General features: G+C 68.4%; 19 protein-coding genes. 5 read left to right on the top strand and 14 right to left on the bottom strand.

Going from position 1 to position 14,593, the window contains the following annotated elements:
- From H5J31_RS37570 to H5J31_RS37550, 5 genes are all read right to left on the bottom strand, one after another.
- Nucleotides 1–1,047 (bottom strand): AAA family ATPase (locus H5J31_RS37570; protein WP_181777419.1); only part of this gene is annotated, 1,047 nt, incomplete at its 3' end.
- A complete protein-coding gene (locus tag H5J31_RS37565; protein WP_181777418.1) occupies nt 1,044–1,673 on the bottom strand; it encodes an MBL fold metallo-hydrolase in 630 nt (209 codons plus the stop codon). The genes H5J31_RS37570 and H5J31_RS37565, both read right to left, overlap by 4 nt.
- Before the next feature lie 47 nt (nt 1,674–1,720).
- Complete coding sequence (locus H5J31_RS37560; protein ID WP_407925090.1) at nt 1,721–2,695, bottom strand: alpha/beta fold hydrolase; 975 nt, start codon at nt 2,693–2,695, stop codon at nt 1,721–1,723.
- Nucleotides 2,696–3,179: 484 nt separating this feature from the next.
- Nucleotides 3,180–4,439, bottom strand: coding sequence for a DUF1700 domain-containing protein (locus H5J31_RS37555; protein ID WP_181777417.1), 1,260 nt, complete (start codon nt 4,437–4,439; stop codon nt 3,180–3,182).
- On the bottom strand, nt 4,436–4,759 hold the full coding sequence (locus tag H5J31_RS37550; RefSeq protein WP_181777416.1) for a PadR family transcriptional regulator: 324 nt from the start codon (nt 4,757–4,759) through the stop codon (nt 4,436–4,438). The genes H5J31_RS37555 and H5J31_RS37550 overlap by 4 nt, the downstream gene beginning before the upstream one ends.
- Nucleotides 4,760–4,921: 162 nt before the next feature.
- On the opposite strand from H5J31_RS37550, the gene H5J31_RS37545 reads away from it, so the two are divergent.
- From H5J31_RS37545 to H5J31_RS37530, 4 genes are read left to right on the top strand one after another with little or no spacing between them, the layout of a single operon-like run.
- Nucleotides 4,922–5,299 carry a GntR family transcriptional regulator gene (locus H5J31_RS37545; RefSeq protein ID WP_181777415.1) on the top strand — a complete coding sequence of 126 codons (378 nt, stop codon included), beginning with the start codon at nt 4,922–4,924 and terminating at the stop codon, nt 5,297–5,299.
- Nucleotides 5,296–6,183 carry an ABC transporter ATP-binding protein gene (locus H5J31_RS37540; protein WP_181777414.1) on the top strand — a complete coding sequence of 296 codons (888 nt, stop codon included), beginning with the start codon at nt 5,296–5,298 and terminating at the stop codon, nt 6,181–6,183. The genes H5J31_RS37545 and H5J31_RS37540 overlap by 4 nt, the downstream gene beginning before the upstream one ends.
- Nucleotides 6,180–6,869 (top strand): ABC transporter permease, encoded by a 690-nt coding sequence (locus H5J31_RS37535; RefSeq protein WP_181777413.1) that lies wholly within the window; start codon nt 6,180–6,182, stop codon nt 6,867–6,869. The genes H5J31_RS37540 and H5J31_RS37535 overlap by 4 nt, the downstream gene beginning before the upstream one ends.
- A 25-nt stretch (nt 6,870–6,894) precedes the next feature.
- Nucleotides 6,895–7,245, top strand: a complete 351-nt coding sequence (locus H5J31_RS37530) for a DoxX family protein (protein WP_181777412.1) — start codon at nt 6,895–6,897, stop codon at nt 7,243–7,245.
- On the opposite strand, the gene H5J31_RS37525 is transcribed toward H5J31_RS37530, so the two are convergent.
- The 4 genes from H5J31_RS37525 to mutM form a co-directional block, all read right to left on the bottom strand.
- Nucleotides 7,242–8,426, bottom strand: a complete 1,185-nt coding sequence (locus H5J31_RS37525) for an MAB_1171c family putative transporter (RefSeq protein WP_181777411.1) — start codon at nt 8,424–8,426, stop codon at nt 7,242–7,244. The genes H5J31_RS37530 and H5J31_RS37525 overlap by 4 nt on opposite strands.
- Complete coding sequence (locus H5J31_RS37520; protein WP_181777410.1) at nt 8,423–8,986, bottom strand: hypothetical protein; 564 nt, start codon at nt 8,984–8,986, stop codon at nt 8,423–8,425. The genes H5J31_RS37525 and H5J31_RS37520 overlap by 4 nt, the downstream gene beginning before the upstream one ends.
- Nucleotide 8,987: 1 nt before the next feature.
- Nucleotides 8,988–9,428, bottom strand: a complete 441-nt coding sequence (locus tag H5J31_RS37515) for a helix-turn-helix domain-containing protein (protein WP_181777409.1) — start codon at nt 9,426–9,428, stop codon at nt 8,988–8,990.
- 69 nt (nt 9,429–9,497) lie between these two features.
- On the bottom strand, nt 9,498–10,358 hold the full coding sequence (gene mutM / locus H5J31_RS37510) for a bifunctional DNA-formamidopyrimidine glycosylase/DNA-(apurinic or apyrimidinic site) lyase (RefSeq protein WP_181777408.1): 861 nt from the start codon (nt 10,356–10,358) through the stop codon (nt 9,498–9,500).
- Between the two features lie 120 nt (nt 10,359–10,478).
- Here mutM and H5J31_RS37505 point away from each other — a divergent pair, with 120 nt between their 5' ends.
- The gene (locus H5J31_RS37505; protein WP_181777407.1) at nt 10,479–11,315 is read left to right on the top strand and encodes a DUF4097 family beta strand repeat-containing protein; all 837 of its coding nucleotides are present in this window, start codon (nt 10,479–10,481) and stop codon (nt 11,313–11,315) included.
- Between the two features lie 205 nt (nt 11,316–11,520).
- Here H5J31_RS37505 and rnc read toward each other — a convergent pair whose 3' ends face one another.
- The 5 genes from rnc to H5J31_RS37480 all read right to left on the bottom strand — a co-directional run.
- Entirely contained in the window at nt 11,521–12,267 is a 747-nt protein-coding gene (rnc, locus tag H5J31_RS37500; RefSeq protein WP_181777406.1) for a ribonuclease III, read from the bottom strand.
- A 17-nt stretch (nt 12,268–12,284) separates the two neighbouring features.
- Nucleotides 12,285–12,467, bottom strand: coding sequence for a 50S ribosomal protein L32 (gene rpmF, locus H5J31_RS37495; RefSeq protein WP_005160412.1), 183 nt, complete (start codon nt 12,465–12,467; stop codon nt 12,285–12,287).
- A gap of 72 nt (nt 12,468–12,539) precedes the next feature.
- Nucleotides 12,540–13,157, bottom strand: a complete 618-nt coding sequence (locus tag H5J31_RS37490; RefSeq protein ID WP_181777405.1) for a YceD family protein — start codon at nt 13,155–13,157, stop codon at nt 12,540–12,542.
- Nucleotides 13,158–13,190: 33 nt separating this feature from the next.
- A complete protein-coding gene (locus H5J31_RS37485; protein ID WP_181777404.1) occupies nt 13,191–13,916 on the bottom strand; it encodes a DivIVA domain-containing protein in 726 nt (241 codons plus the stop codon).
- A 116-nt stretch (nt 13,917–14,032) separates the two neighbouring features.
- Nucleotides 14,033–14,593: hypothetical protein (locus H5J31_RS37480; RefSeq protein ID WP_407925089.1), on the bottom strand; the 561-nt coding region annotated here is incomplete at its 5' end.

Raw genomic sequence — 14,593 nt, 5'->3', positions numbered from 1 at the left:
GATGGTGCCGAGGTCGGCGAGGACGGCCTCGCGTACGACGGGATGGACGAAGACAAGGTGGTCGCCGTCTCCGATGAGGACGTTGGCCGAGGTCAGCGCCTCGACAGCGACCGAAAGCCCGGTGGCGTCCAGCTTCGCGAGCGCCCCGGCCTGCCAGGGATCGCCGCCGGTGCCCAGGATCGCGATCGCGCCGGCGAATGCGACGGCCTCCATCGGCAGTCTGCCCAGCGCGGCCCGGAAAACGGTGCTGGGGCCCAGTTTCCCGACCTGTTCCGCGGTCGCGTCGTTGTCCAGCGGCAGTCCGAGCGCGTCGAGTTCGTCGACGAGAACCCTGGCCAGGAAGGGATTTCCGCCGCTGGCCGCGTGCAGCGACACGACGACCGCCCAGGCGGGACGCACCCCGCGGCCGGCGACGAGTTCGGCGAGCGCTTCGGGCGAAAGCGGCTTCGGCAGCACGCGTTCCGCCTGCCGCGAGACGCTCAGATGCGCCAGCGGACCGGCGTTCTCCGCGGGCGGGCGGGTGGCCACGACCAGGGTGATCGGCAGGTCGGCGATCCGGCGGGAGAGGTAGACGAGGAACTGCAGCGACGAATGGTCCGCCCACTGCGCGTCGTCGACGGTGATCAGCAGCGGCCGGGTCGAGGAGAGGTCGACCGCGACCCACCACAGCGCGTGCAGGGTCCTGGCCAGCTCGGCCTCGCTCGGGTCGGAAGCCGCGCCGTCGAGCGCCCGGAGCGCCGCGCCGGACGGGCCGGCGAGGATCTTCTCGCGGGTTTCCCCGCTATAACGGGAAACCGAACGCTCGACCATCTGACGGACGACACCCCAGGCCATCGCGCCTTCGAGCCCGTCGCCGACCGCTTGGAGCCTGCCGAACCCGCGTTCCTTGGCCAGCGTCCGGGTCTCCTGCACCAGCCGGGTCTTCCCGATCCCGGCCCTGCCCTCGATCACCACCACCCGGCCCTCGCCCGCCAGGGCGGAGTCGAGTGCCGCTTCGATCCTCCCGAGTTCGCGTCGGCGCTCGAGGGTCGGCTCGTCGCGGATCATCCGGTCAGGCGCTTGAGCCGGTCGGGGTCGGAGACGGGCTTTCCGTGTCCGAAGAGGGTCAGTCTCGGCCGCAACCCGGCGAGACGTCGCATCGATTCGCGGTTCAGCGCCGGATCCCAGGTGAGGAAGTCCGGTGGGGCGGTCAGCCGCCCGATGTTGAAGAACACGTCGCCGCAGAGCAGGACGCCGTCGCTCTCCCGCCAGAGCGCGATATGCCCCGGCGAATGGCCGGGGACGTCGAGCACGGTGAATCCGGCGACCTCGTCGCCCTCCTTCAGCGCGCGGGCGACCGGATGCGGATCGGGCATCTTCATCCGGGACAGCAGTTTCGGGATGCGGCCCGCCGCTGTCGCCGGGGTGGCCGTCTCGATCGCCTGGACGTCCTTTTCCCCGGCCCACAACGGGATCCCGAACTCCTCGCAGATCGCGTGGCTCGACCCGAAGTGATCGGGATGGGCGTGGGTGACGACGTGCGCGCTCAGGTCCACTCCCGCCAGCTGCCGCGAGACCCGCCGCCGCGCACCGGGCGTGCCGGAGTCCACCAGGACGTCCTCCACCAGATAAACGTTCATCAGGTGCGGCGGACGGCCGAGGAGTCTCCGCACTCCCGGAGCCAGTTGACGCATTCAGGAATCGTAGCGGTCACAGGGCGGGGCGAAAGGGCTCCAATGGGTCACGTTCCGCTGGATATCGCCGCGCGATCCAGTTCCTCGCGGTCCGGCCGGTCCCGATCGGCGCTTCCGGCGCGCAACAGACGGCGCCATTGCTCGGAGTCATGGCTCGCCACCTCGGTTCCGGTGAGGAATTCACGCAATACGGCGAGAAAGCGTGCAGGATCGCTCAAATACGGGAAATGTCCCGCACCCTCGAAAACGACCAGTCTGCTGCCCGGCATCGCCGAATGCGCGACGGCCGCGTGCTCGCTCGGGACGACGTGGTCTTCGGTTCCCCAGACGAGCATCGTCGGGATGCCCGCGGTGAGGTAGCACCGGTCGAGCAGGTTGACCACCTGACCGCGCCAGTCGACTACCGAACGGAGTGTGCGCAGGAACGCCTGCCGCGTCGTCGCCTCCACCAGCCGCACGTATTTGCCGAGGACATAGTCCAGATCGTCCCCGAGCCCGAACCCGCCGACATGACGCACCAGCCCGCGGAAGGCGCGGAGACCGAGCCGGACCGGCGGCGAACCCACGACCGGCAGCAGGAATCCCGCACCCGGCGCGGCCGCGAGCCGCAGCAGCGGATGCACACCCGGCCCGATTCCGCCGGAACCGACCAGCACCAGCCGTTCGCAGCGTTCCGGGAACTGGTAGGCGAATTGCATCGCGACCCCGCCGCCGAGCGAATGCCCGACGACACTGACCTTGTCGATACCGAGCACGGAAAGGAGGTCGCGCATTCCGCACGCGTACGCGGCGACGGAATAGTCGGCTCGCGGTTTCGCCGATTCGCCGTGCCCCAGCAGATCCGGGGCGATGACGGTGAATTCCCCGGACATCGCGGCGAGTACGTCGAGCCAGGTCGACGAATCGTCCCCGATCCCGTGGACGAACAACACGGCCGGACCGCGCCCGGCCATCCGATAGGCGCGTTCGTAGCCGTGGACGACCCTCTTCCGCGGGGCGAGATCTTCCACACCGGTCAGCACGGTCACCGGACGAGTACAGCACCGGGATATTCGCGGGAGGTTTCCGGCCGGTTCGCTTCTCGTTACACGGCGGCGGTGAGAGCCGGGTGCAGGTGGTCGCACTCTCGCTTCAGCAGGGCTCGCCTCGGTCAGGTGTTGCGAAAGCCACTTTCACAACGTTGAAGGTTGCGAAAGTGGCTTTCACAACACGTGTACGCGACCGAGCGAGGTGACCACTCACCACTACCAGCCCCAGGCCGCACTCCCACACCAACACCACCCGCCCCCAAACAGGTGTTGCCAAAGCCACTTTCGCAACACTGAAGGTTGCGAAAGTGGCTTTCACAACACCTGTACGCGGCCGAGCGAAGTCGCCACTCACCACCTGCACCGAAAAATGCCGCGAGGGCCGCTTCGACACTCCCCGATGGCGTCGAAAGCGACCCTCGCGGCTCCCCTGTATCGGGTGGGGGCAGCCCCCGACAGTCCGCCCCCACCCGGCCACCTAGCGCGTCGGCTGGGTGGAGTTCGACGGCGGCACCGCGGACGAGGACGGCGGCGCCTGTGACGTCGGCGCTGCGGGCGAAGACGGCGGCACAGGCGAGCCCTTCGGGATCGCCGCACTGAACGGAACGTCGGTCTTCTCCTGGCAGTAGGCGCGACTTCCGTTGTAGCCGTTGAGGTTCCCGTCGTTGTCCTGCACGCCGCGTTCGAGCCGCGGACGCGGGTAGCGGTTGTCGTCGCCGACCTTCCGCTTCTCGCCCGTGCTCCTCTCACAGGAGTACCGGGCCGTGCTCAGCGGGCGGCCGTTCTCGTCGTAGAGGAAGACCTCCGTCAACGGTTTGCCTTCGCCGTCGAACGCGTAGATGTTCCCCACGTCGTTGTTGCCGTACATCAGCTGCGGGTTTCCGTAGTTGTCGTTGTAGTTCGACGTGTAGCCACCGTACGGACCACTACCGCCGTACGACCGTTTCGCGATCAGGTCGACCGCGGCGCCGGCCCCGCCGAGCATGCTGCCGATGACGAACGCCGAGATCGGCACGGCCAGCCACAGCAGCCGCGGATCCCCCTTCACCTTCGGCCCCGCCCAGACCACCGCGGCGGCCGCGACGATCAGCAGCGGCAGCAACAGAACGGCCTCGGTGTCGCGCAGTACGAGCAGCAGGCCGAAGACGACCAGCACCGCCGCGCACAGCACCCACCACGCGGGTTTGAGCGTACGAAGGTAGTTCAGGCCCTTACCGTCCCGATTGGACCGGAACGACGTCCCGACCTCGCGGAGCTTGACGACCTCGGGCAGTTCCGAGATCGGGCCGACTCCCTTGCGGACGACGTAGGCGACGCTGATCGCGAAAACGGGCGCCACGAAAAGCAGGCCCAGCAACGGTTCCACCCGGACCCACACCGCGGCCGCGAAACCGAACAGCGCGAATCCGCCCACGGAGAACACGAGTCCCCAGAACGCGAACCGCGAACCGCCGATCCCGGTTTTCACTTTGAGCACAGAGGTCTTGCCGCCCGCGTCGGCCGGACGCGGCGGATAGCCACCGGACGCCCGCAATTCGGCGGCGTAGCTTTCGGGGCTGCCCAGTCGTTCGATCAGCGCGTCGACTTTGGCGTTCTCGCCGAGTTCCGCTTCCATCTCGGCGAGATGGGGACGGACGTCTTCGAGGATCTCCTCGACTTCGCTTTCGGGCAGGTCGGCGAGCGCGCTCCTGACCCTCGCCAGATACACCCGCACGGCGGTCGGATTCTGCGTGCTCATGCTGCCTCTCCCAACAGGCTGTTCATCGTCGAAGCGAAGGTCCGCCACGTCTGCCCCGATTCGTCGAGGCGTTGGCGACCCGGCTCGTTCAAGCTGTAGTACTTGCGGTGCGGGCCTTCTTCACTCGGCACCACGTACGACGTCAGCAGGCCTGCCTTGTACAGCCGCCGGAGCGTCCCGTACACCGAAGCGTCGCCGACTTCCTGCAACCCCGCGACCCGGAGTCTTCGGAGTACGTCGTAGCCGTAGCCGTCCTCCCCGCGAAGCACCGCGAGAACGGCGAGGTCCAGCACGCCTTTAAGTAGCTGACTGATCTCCACAGTCGCGTCCCTCCAGTCTTACGCAACAGAAGGTACCACGCATTGCACAGTAGTGCGCACGGCGGAGGCGACTTGCGTCCGACAGGGGGTTCATGGGTTACTTAGTCCAGTAATGAACCACCGCACCTGACGCAGGTGCACGACTCTGGGGACGGAGGTGTCGTGCTCGACGAAGGAACACCACTGTTCGCACAGATCGCCGAACAGATCGCCGACGACATCGCCGAGGGAAGCCTGGCCGAGGGGGAACGCGTGCCGTCAACCAACGAACTCGCCGCCTTCTACCGGATCAATCCGGCGACGGCGGCCAAGGGGATCAACGTGCTGGCCGACGACGGCCTGCTGGAGAAGCGACGCGGCATCGGGATGTTCGTCGCCACCGGCGCACGCGACAAGCTGCTCACCGACCGGCGGAAGCGGTTCGCCGAGCAGTACCTCGAGCCGATGCTGGTCGAAGCCAGGCGCCTCGGCATCAACGACGAAACCCTGATCTCGCTCATCCGCGGGAACGGACATCAGAACGGAGGACCCGCCGCATGACGCCGACCATTTCCACGAGCGGCTTGACCCGGCGCTACGGCGACCACCTCGCGCTCGACGACGTCACCGTCGACATCGAAGAAGGCAAGATCACCGGGTTGCTGGGCCGCAACGGCGCCGGCAAGAGCACCTTCCTGCGCATCGTCACCGCGCAGGAGTTCGCCGGCGCGGGCACGGTCCGCGTGTTCGGCGAGAACCCGATGGAGAACGAGCGCGTACTGAGCCGACTGGTGCTCGTCCGCGAAGACCAGCAGTTCCCGGACTTCAGGGTGAAGCACGCGCTCGCCGCGGCGTCGTGGTTCTACCCGAACTGGGACGGCGAACTGGCCGACTCGCTGCTCCGCGACTTCGACCTGCCGCTGAAGCGCCCGATCAAGAAGCTCTCGCGCGGGATGCGCTCGGCGCTGTCGATCACGATCGGCCTGGCGGCGCGAGCGGAACTCACGCTGCTCGACGAGCCGTACGCGGGTCTCGACGCCGTCGCGCGGCAGCTGTTCTACGACCGCCTGCTCGACGACTATTCGAGCCACCCGCGCACGGTGCTGCTCTCCACACACCTGATCGACGAGGTGGCCGATCTGCTGGAGCACGTCGTGATGATCGACAAGGGCCGCGTCGTCCTCGACGCCCCGGCGGACGAACTGCGCGGCACCGCCGCCACCGTCACCGGCCCCGCCACGGCGGTCGAGACCTTCGTCGCCGGCCGCCGGGTGCTGCACCGCCGCAAGATCGGTTCGCGGGCTTCGGTCACCGTCGCCGACGCGCTCGACGCCGCGGCGAAGGCACGGGCGAACGCCCTGCATTTGAAGCTGGAACCGTTGTCCCTGCAGCAATTGATGGTGCACACCTCCAACGGACAGACCGCAGAGGAGGCGTCCGCATGAACACCCTGGTCAACGTCGCGCGCTACCACCTGGTGGACCGGCTCCAGTTCCTGATCCTCCCGGTCGGCGTCACACTCTTCGCCTTCGGAGTGAACCTCGCCATCTTCTCGGTGATCCCCGAGACACCCGAGCAGAACTACTCCGGCGGCCTGTTCACGCTGTTCGTGTTCATGCTCGTCTGCGGTGCCTTGAGCATGACGAAGTCGCTGCCGTTCGGGCTCGCGCTCGGGGTGTCGAGGCGGTCCTACTACCTGGGCACGGTCCTGCTGGTCGCCGGGTTGTCCGTGCTGTACGCGGTAGGGATCGTCGTGTTCCAGGCGATCGAGAAGGCGACCGGCGGCTGGGGTCTCGGCCTGAACTACTTCCGGGTGCCCTGGCTCCTCGACGGGCCCTGGTACCTGACCCTGCTCACGGCGTTCGTGTTCCTGACGCTGATGTTCGTCTACGGCATGTGGTACGGCCTGATCTACCGGCGCGCTTCGGTGCTGGGCGTGGTCCTGTTCTCCGCAGCGCAGGTCCTGGTGCTGCTGAGCGGGGTGCTGCTGCTCAGCTGGACCGACTCCTGGTCCAAGCTCGGCACCTTCTTCGGCACGCTGACCGTGGGCGGCGTGACCGGGATCCTCGCGATCCTGGTGGGCGTCGCGGCCGCGGGCGGTTTCGCCACGATGCGGCGCGTCACCGTCTGACCCTTACCTACCAAGGAGTTCTGTGATGACGGTGGCTCATGTGGTGCTGTCCGTGCTGTTGGTCGCGATCTTCGCCCCGCTGGGGGTGGCGAAGATCCTGCGGCAGCCGTCGCTGATCTCCCGGACCGAGCGGCTCGGCTTCTCGGTCCGGCAGATCCAGGGGATCGGCGCGCTGGAGGTCGCGGGTGCCGCCGGACTGGTCGCCGGGTTGTTCTGGCCGCCGCTCGGCGCCGCCGCGGCGATCGGACTGGTGGCGTTGCTGATCGGCGCGGCGATCTCCCACGCCCGGGCGGGCGACGGGATCAAGGACGTCGTCCCGCCGATCTGGCTCGGGCTGGTCTCGGCGGCCACCGCGGTGCTGGCGATCGTGGCTTAAGCGGCGAGGGTCTCCCGCGCCCGGTCCCGGATGCGTCCGACCACAGTGGACCGTCGCCAGGCGTGCGTGACCTCCACCAGCCAGGCCGCCTCGGTGGCGATGTCGGGCTCGTCGAGGTAGGTCGCCGGTACGTCGTCGGGGGCGAACCGGCGGCCCGCCTCCGACGCGACGAGCGCGGCGGCCAGCGCGGCCGCCTCGATCGTCGCGGGAACCCGGGCTTCGGGGATCTTCGCCTTGCGTGCCTCGGCTTCCGCGACGGTCGGGACGTCCGGGTCGAAGTACGGGCGCAGCGCGAGATGTCCGTCCCGGATCTCGATCACCCTGCGGTACAAGGCGAATTCGACCCCGCCGGGCATACCGGGTCCCGGGTCCAGCGCGATTCCCGGAACGGCTTCGCGCATCGCTGTCCACAGTGGCTCGATCCGGCGATAGGTCCGGTAGGTGCCGAGCAGGCGGAACGGGGTCGCCAGCGCCGGGCCCCACACGCTGAGCGTCGCGCCCGCCCCGGCGAGGCCGACGCTCAGCGCCGCCAGGATCGACGAAAGCGTGTCCTCACCGGCGTCGACCTCGCCGGTGGTGGCGAGGATGTAGATGTCGTCGACGTCCCAGAACGTCCAGCCGAGTGCGGCGACCCCGCCACCGACGAGCAGCCACAACCCGGTGCGAAGCGGCCCCGGATCGGCGTGACGCGCGAAACGAGCGAAGACGATCGAGAACGTCAGAAGGCTGATCAGGCCATAGACGAGGAAGAGGACGTTGTAGGCGACGAACCAGCCGAGCCTGCCCGGGCCGGCGGCGGTGTGCTCGCCGACGCGGTAGCTGTCGGAGAGGAAGAAGAGCGCGGTCTCGGCGGCCACCACGGTCCAGGAAAGCACCGCGTGCCAGCCGATCCGCTTGCCCTCCCCCAGTTTCAGCGACTGCGCGAACGCGACCGCGAAGGCCATCGCGCCGATCTTGAGCAGATCCGCCCCGAGGTTCAGGAGACTGCCGACGGGTTCCTCGGTGCCGACGGCGTTCTCCATCGCCGGGGTGAGCAGCATGATCCCGCCCGCGATGCACATCCCGAAGGCGCTGAGATACCACATACGCCGCAACGGCTGGGTGTGGCGAGCCTGGATCAGCTTGTAGCCGAAGCCCGCGAAGGCCACCACGCAACAGAAGTACGCGATGGTCTCGGTCATGGGGTTCGTCGCTTCCGGCTGCCGAAGAGGTCGTCGACCCTGGCCATGCCGCGCGCGAGGTCGCTCCCACTCTCGTCGGTGGGAGCCGAGCCGCGCACCGCCGTCCGGGCGACACGCTGCGCGAGAAGGCTCGCGAGGAGTTCGGCTTCCTGTTCCTCGACGGCGCTGTAACCGGTGCGCCCGAGGACACGACGGACGAGTTCCGGCGAGAGGTTCGGCATCAGGGCCTTGCTGGCGGCGGCGTCGAGCGCGATGCCGTCGGCGCCCGCGTCCGAACCGACGTGGCCGCACAGCAGATGGCCGACCTCGTGCAGCAGGATATGCCGCCGGTGCAGCGCCGTGGTGTTCGTCGGGTAGAGGATGTAATCCGCGCGTTCGGTGCTCATCAACAGTCCGCACGGACCACTCGAAGGGACGCTGACCTGCATCAATTCGATCGGACGGCCACGTTCGGCGGCCAGTTCGGCGATGAAGGCATCGGCGTCGAAGGGCTCGGGAAGGGTCACGCCGTCGGCGAGACTCCGGCAGCGGCGCCACAACTCCTTACGGCGGCGGTCCACTTCACGCCTCCCTCTTCGGGCCGCCCCGTCCGGATTCCCTGCGGGCGATCGCGTCGATCATGTCGCTGATGGTGTCGAGTCCGTCCGGTGAAAGCGTTACAGCGCGCAGCGCCACATCGCGGACGCCGGCGTCGCGAAGGGCGCCGAGGAGCGCGAGTTCCTCGGCGATCTTGGCGCTCTGCTCGTCGTCGAAGAAGTACGCCGGCGAGACGCCGAAGAACTGGGCGAGCGCCTCGAGATGCCGTTTCGTGGGGTTGTCGCGGCGACCGGTGCGCAACTGCCACAGGTACGTCGTCGAGAAGCTCTCGCCGGTCGCCTCGCGGCAGGCCTTGGCGACCTCTTCATGGCTGTACGGCTCGCGATCGGGTCTCAGCACGATCTGGAACAGCTTGTCGATCTTGTCGGCGAGCGTCGTCTCGCCGGGCTCGGTCGCGGCCACCATCCCCACTCCCTACATGTCGTGCCCGTTCATGCTAGTTGACGCGGTGCCCGCATTCATACACGACAGTTTTCACCTCGCGCGTGGCCGCGGCTGGCACCGCGGGCACGAGAACGACGACCGGTTCATGAACGGATCGCGCCGGATCGGGGTCCCGCACCGGCCGCAGGGCAAACCTTCCTGGCCGTACGCGTCGAGAGAACGGTCGAAATACCCTGACTGGCCGTTGATGTTGACGTAGAGCGCGTCGAACGAGGTCCCGCCCGCGACGAGGGCGGCGGCCATCACGTCGGTGGCCGCGGTGAGCACCGTCCGGCCGTGTGCGGCGGTGAGCCTGTCGGTCGGGCGGGCCCAGTGGAGCTTGGACCGCCAAAGGGCCTCGTCGGCGTAGATGTTGCCGATACCGGAGACGAGGGTCTGGTCGAGCAGGGCGCGTTTGATCTCGGTGCGCCTCGACCGCAGCGCGCGGACGGCCTGGTCGAGGTCGAACCGCGGATCCATCGGGTCGCGTGCGATATGCGCGATGGTGCCCGGCAACGCCGTCCCGTCGACCTCGGTGAGGTCCGCGAGCGCGAGTCCGCCGAAGGTCCGCTGGTCGACGAAGCGCAGTTCCGGCCCTCCGTCGCCAAAGCGGAATCGCACGCGAAGGTGCTTCTCGTCGGGCGCGTCTTCGGGCTGGACGAGCATCTGACCGCTCATCCCGAGGTGGGCGAGCATGGCCTGGCCGTCGGAAAGTTCGAGCCAGAGGTATTTGCCCCGGCGTCGCGCGGCGGTGATCTTCGTACCGGAAAGCCGTCCGGAGAAGTCCTCGGCGCCGAGTTCGTGACGGCGGATCGCGCGGGCGTGCAGGACTTCGACCTCGGTGATCGTCCGGCCGGAGACATGGGCCTCCAGCCCGGCGCGGACCACCTCGACCTCGGGGAGTTCGGGCATGGACACGATTCTCCCACCGGATGTGCGGCCGGTGTCAGAGCCGTGACAGGGGGGTGTCAGAACCGTCGGCGAAGGTGATCACAACAAGCCGAACGAACCACCGAACCGGGGGAGAATCCCATGACCACCTTCGCCACTCCGAACCCGATCACCGCCACCCTGACCACCGCCGGCGCGTGGGTCCGGGTCACCGCCACCGAGCGGACCGACACGGTGGTGCGGGTCGAGCCCATCGACAGCACGAACAAATCCGACGTGAAGGTGGCCGAGAAGACGGAGGTCGACTTCGCGAACGGCCGACTGTCGATCAAGACCACCAAGGCGGGTGACAAGAACGGCTCCGTCGCCATCACGATCGAACTGCCCGCCGGCTCCGACCTGGTCCTGGACTCGGCCTGGTCGGACGTACACGCCGACGGCCCGCTCGGTCAGTGCGAACTGGGTCTGGTCTCGGGCCGGGTGAGGCTCGGGAACATCGCCGCGCTGCGAGGGAGCCTGGCGGCGGGCAGCGTCGTGATCGAGAACGTCTCCGGCGTCGTCGACATCGAAGGCGGCGCGGCCGAGGTGCGGATCCGCGAGGTCGAGGGCACCGTCCGGTACGCGGGCTCGGCCGGGCACGTCTGGATCGGGCGTGCCCGGTCCGACCTCGACCTCAGCAACGCCGGCGGCAGCTTCGACATCGACCGTGCCGAAGCCGGCGTCATCGCGAAGGCGGCCAACTGCCCCATCCGGGTCGGGCGGCTGACGCGTGGTCAGGCGGAACTGATGAACGCGTCCGGCGGCATCCGGGTCGGGATCAGCGAAGGCACCTTCGCCGGCGTGGATGCCAAGAGCACCAAGGGATCGGTGCGCAGTTCCCTGCCCGCCCAAGACGACGCGGTCCGGTCCGGCGATCAGGTCAAGGTCTACGCCCGCACGCGGCTCGACGACATCGTCATCCACCGCGCGACCGTCTGAAGTCGCGCCGGGGCTCTTCACACCGTTCCCAAGTACATGAAGGCCCCCTTCTTTGCGCTAGGCGCAAGGAAGGGGGCCTTCATGTACTTCACGTTCCCGGTCCGTCAAGGTCTCCTTCACTACCTTCAGGGTAGGGAAAGAGGCCTTCACGGACCCGGACCTGCGATGAGGACAACCCCAGGCAGAACGTCCCGCTGAAGAGGACTCAGGTCGTCTTCGGAGGCTGTTCGATGTCGAGTTCGGCCGAAAGCTGGCGCCAGGCCGTCTCGGCGGCCTTCTGCTCGGCTTCCTTCTTGGTCGTCCCCGAGCCGTAGCCGAGTTCGCGACCGCCGACGAGCACGGTGGCGGTGAACTCCTTGCGGTGATCGGGGCCGGTGTCCTCGACCTTGTACTCGGGCACGCCGAGTCCGGCCGACGCCGTCAACTCCTGGAGACTGGTCTTCCAGTCCAGGCCGGCACCGCGCAGCGGCGCTTCGGCGAGCAGGCCGTCGAACAGGTGGTGCACGAGTTTCCGTGCGATGTCGATGCCGTGCTGCAGGTACGCGGCGCCGATGACGGCTTCGAGCCCGTCGGCGAGGATGCTCGCCTTGTCCCTGCCGCCGGTGAGCTCTTCACCCTTGCCCAGCAACAGATGCGAGCCCAGCCCACCCTCGCCGAGGCCGCGGGCGACCCGGGCCAGGGCGTGCATGTTGACCACGCTGGCACGAAGCTTCGCGAGCTGACCTTCGGCCATCTCGGGATGCGTGTTGTAGAGGTGGTCGGTCACGACCAGGCCCAGCACCGCGTCCCCGAGGAACTCCAACCGCTCGTTCGGCGGCAACCCACCGTTCTCATAGGCATAAGAACGGTGGGTCAGCGACAGCGTCAGCAGCTCGGATTCGATGGTGATCCCGAGCGCTTCGAGCAGTGGTGCGGGGTCGGCGGGCCGTGTACCGGCCGATTTGCCCCCCATGTCGTCGGCTACCCGGCTCAGGCGGGCTCGACGACCTGGCGACCGTTGTGCTGGCCGCAGGCCGGGCACGCGATGTGCTGGAGCTTCGGCTGCTTGCAGGCGCGGTTGGAGCAGGGCACCAGCTGAACCGGAGCCGCCTTCCACTGGCTGCGGCGCGCGCGGGTGTTGGATCGCGACATCTTCCGCTTCGGGACGGCCACGAGTAGATCTCCTTATGACGGTCTGCTCGCGGTCGCGAGCGAACTTGCTTCTCCGGAACGAGCTGGTGCTCGTCAGGCTTGCTTTCCGGGGCCATCAGCCTGGTCGTCGCCCGTTTCGTCGCCGAAACGATCGACCAGCGCGGCCCACCGAGGGTCTATCTTCTCATGCCCGTGTCCGGGCGGGAGATCGGCCCACTTGACGCCGCATTCGATGCACAGACCCTGGCAGTCCTCGGTGCACAGCGGGGCCAGCGGGAGCGCCAGCACCACCGCGTCGCGGACCGTCGGCTCGAGATCGATCCGGTCGTCCACCAGGCGAGGGATCTCGTCCTCGTCGGTGGTCTCCTCGGTCGCGGAGCCCGGGTAGGCGAAGAGCTCGGTCAGGTCGACCTCGACGTCCTCGCTGATCGGGTCGAGGCACCGCGCGCAGTGTCCCGTCGCGACGGCGGAAGCCGTGCCGCTGACGAGGACGCCTTCGACGACGGATTCGAGCATCAGGTCGAGTTCGAGGCTGGAGCCGGCGTCGATGGTGATGACGTCGGGCACACCGAGCGCGGTCTCGACGGGGATGGAACGTTGGACGGCCTTGCTCAGACCGGCATGACGGCCGAGCTCACGGGTGTCGAGCACCCACGGGCTGCGGTCGTCCAGTTGCGCAGGCCTGGCCTGCGGCGACTTGTTCTCAGACATCGGTGACCAGGGTACGCACCGCCCGCCAGTGGTTTACGCCTGGTAGTCGTAGAGCGAGGTCCGGCTGTTGCCCGGCAGGTTGACCGGCGACCGCAGGTGGTTGCGCCCGGAGTCGACCGTGCGCAGCGTGGTGGCCAGCAGCTCGGAGAACTCGGCGAGTTTGCCGTCGACGTAGGCGTCGCAATCGCTCCGCTGCTTGTCGGCCTCGACGTGTGCCTCGTCGACGATGCGGGCCGCCTCGCCGTGGGCCGCCTGGACGACCTCGGTCTGCGAGACGAGCCGGGCCTGCTCGGCGCGGCCGTCCTCGATGGCGCGCTCGTAGGCGTCGCGACCGGCCTGGATCATCCGCTCGGATTCCGCCCGCGAGCGGTCGGTGAGGTTCTGGAACTCGGCCTGCCCGGCGGCGACCATACGCTCGGCCTCGCCGTGCGCGTCGCCCATCATCTGCTCGGCGCGGGCGCGGGCGTCGGCGAGGATGCGTTCCGCCTCGGCCTGCGCCTCGGCGACCGTGCGGTCCGCCTCGGTGTTGGCCGTGGTGATCGTCTCCGCCGCCTCGGTGCGGGCGGTCTGGATCAGCTGATCACGCTTGTCCAGGACGTCCTGCGCGTCGTCCACCTCGCCCGGGAGGGCGTCACGGATGTCGTCGAGCAGCTCGAGGGTGTCCCCGCGCGGTACGACGCAACTGGAGGTCATCGGCACGCCGCGGGCTTCCTCCACGATGGTGACGAGCTCGTCGAGCGCCTCGAAAACCCGGTACACGGCCCACTCCCTACCTACAGCGATCCCCATTCCCTGCGATCAGTTTGCCCGCAACGCCGCCGTAAGGGGTGAAAGCACGCGGTACCGGGCGTGTCCCCGCCGGTACCGCGTGCCACTTACCGGAGGTCGAGCTCCGGATCCGTGACCACCCTGATCAGCTGGTCGTCGGCCGGACGCGAGCCCCCGTCGCCCGCGCCGGTGGACACGGTGACCGATGTTCCGTCGGTCCGGTACGCGGTCGCGTCGCGACCCGGTTCGACGTCCCCGGGGGGCAGCGACGGGACGGTGCCCGTGACGACGACGGTGCTCCCGTCCCCTTGGGGCAGCTTCACGCAGTCCACCGGTACCCCGCTGGTCACCCCGGGGATGTCCGCGTCGAGCCCCCCGGCGGCCTTCCGGTCCGGTTCACAACTGTCTTCGAGGGAGAAACCCAGTTTGGCGGCCTGCGTTCCGCTGATCGTGACGACCAGGGAGCGAACGGCGCCGGAAGCGTCCCGGTAGCCGATCATGACGACGAGGATGTCCCAGGTGCGCACCTGATGCACGGAGCGGACTTCGATGTCCTTGGACCCGGTCAGCACGTTCGGCAGCGTGACGGCCAGATGCCCGGTGATCCTCGCCTTCTGTGCCGTCAGGTCTGTCTTCGACGGTCCCGGCGGCTTCACTGGCCCCGGCGA

It is taken from the genome of Amycolatopsis pittospori (assembly GCF_013870525.1).
GTDB classification, from domain to species: Bacteria; Actinomycetota; Actinomycetes; order Mycobacteriales; family Pseudonocardiaceae; genus Amycolatopsis; species Amycolatopsis pittospori.
This window is presented reverse-complemented; position numbering and strand designations above follow the sequence as displayed.

Coding starts and splice junctions, on each gene's coding strand:
- H5J31_RS37530 (WP_181777412.1), top strand. CDS start 6,895: ATGACGGTGGCTCATGTGGTGCTGTCCGTGCTGTTGGTCGCGATCTTC.
- H5J31_RS37540 (WP_181777414.1), top strand. CDS start 5,296: ATGACGCCGACCATTTCCACGAGCGGCTTGACCCGGCGCTACGGCGAC.
- H5J31_RS37555 (WP_181777417.1), bottom strand. CDS start 4,439: ATGAGCACGCAGAATCCGACCGCCGTGCGGGTGTATCTGGCGAGGGTC.
- mutM (WP_181777408.1), bottom strand. CDS start 10,358: ATGCCCGAACTCCCCGAGGTCGAGGTGGTCCGCGCCGGGCTGGAGGCC.
- H5J31_RS37535 (WP_181777413.1), top strand. CDS start 6,180: ATGAACACCCTGGTCAACGTCGCGCGCTACCACCTGGTGGACCGGCTC.
- H5J31_RS37525 (WP_181777411.1), bottom strand. CDS start 8,426: ATGACCGAGACCATCGCGTACTTCTGTTGCGTGGTGGCCTTCGCGGGC.
- H5J31_RS37515 (WP_181777409.1), bottom strand. CDS start 9,428: ATGGTGGCCGCGACCGAGCCCGGCGAGACGACGCTCGCCGACAAGATC.
- H5J31_RS37490 (WP_181777405.1), bottom strand. CDS start 13,157: ATGTCTGAGAACAAGTCGCCGCAGGCCAGGCCTGCGCAACTGGACGAC.
- H5J31_RS37565 (WP_181777418.1), bottom strand. CDS start 1,673: ATGCGTCAACTGGCTCCGGGAGTGCGGAGACTCCTCGGCCGTCCGCCG.
- H5J31_RS37505 (WP_181777407.1), top strand. CDS start 10,479: ATGACCACCTTCGCCACTCCGAACCCGATCACCGCCACCCTGACCACC.
- rnc (WP_181777406.1), bottom strand. CDS start 12,267: ATGGGGGGCAAATCGGCCGGTACACGGCCCGCCGACCCCGCACCACTG.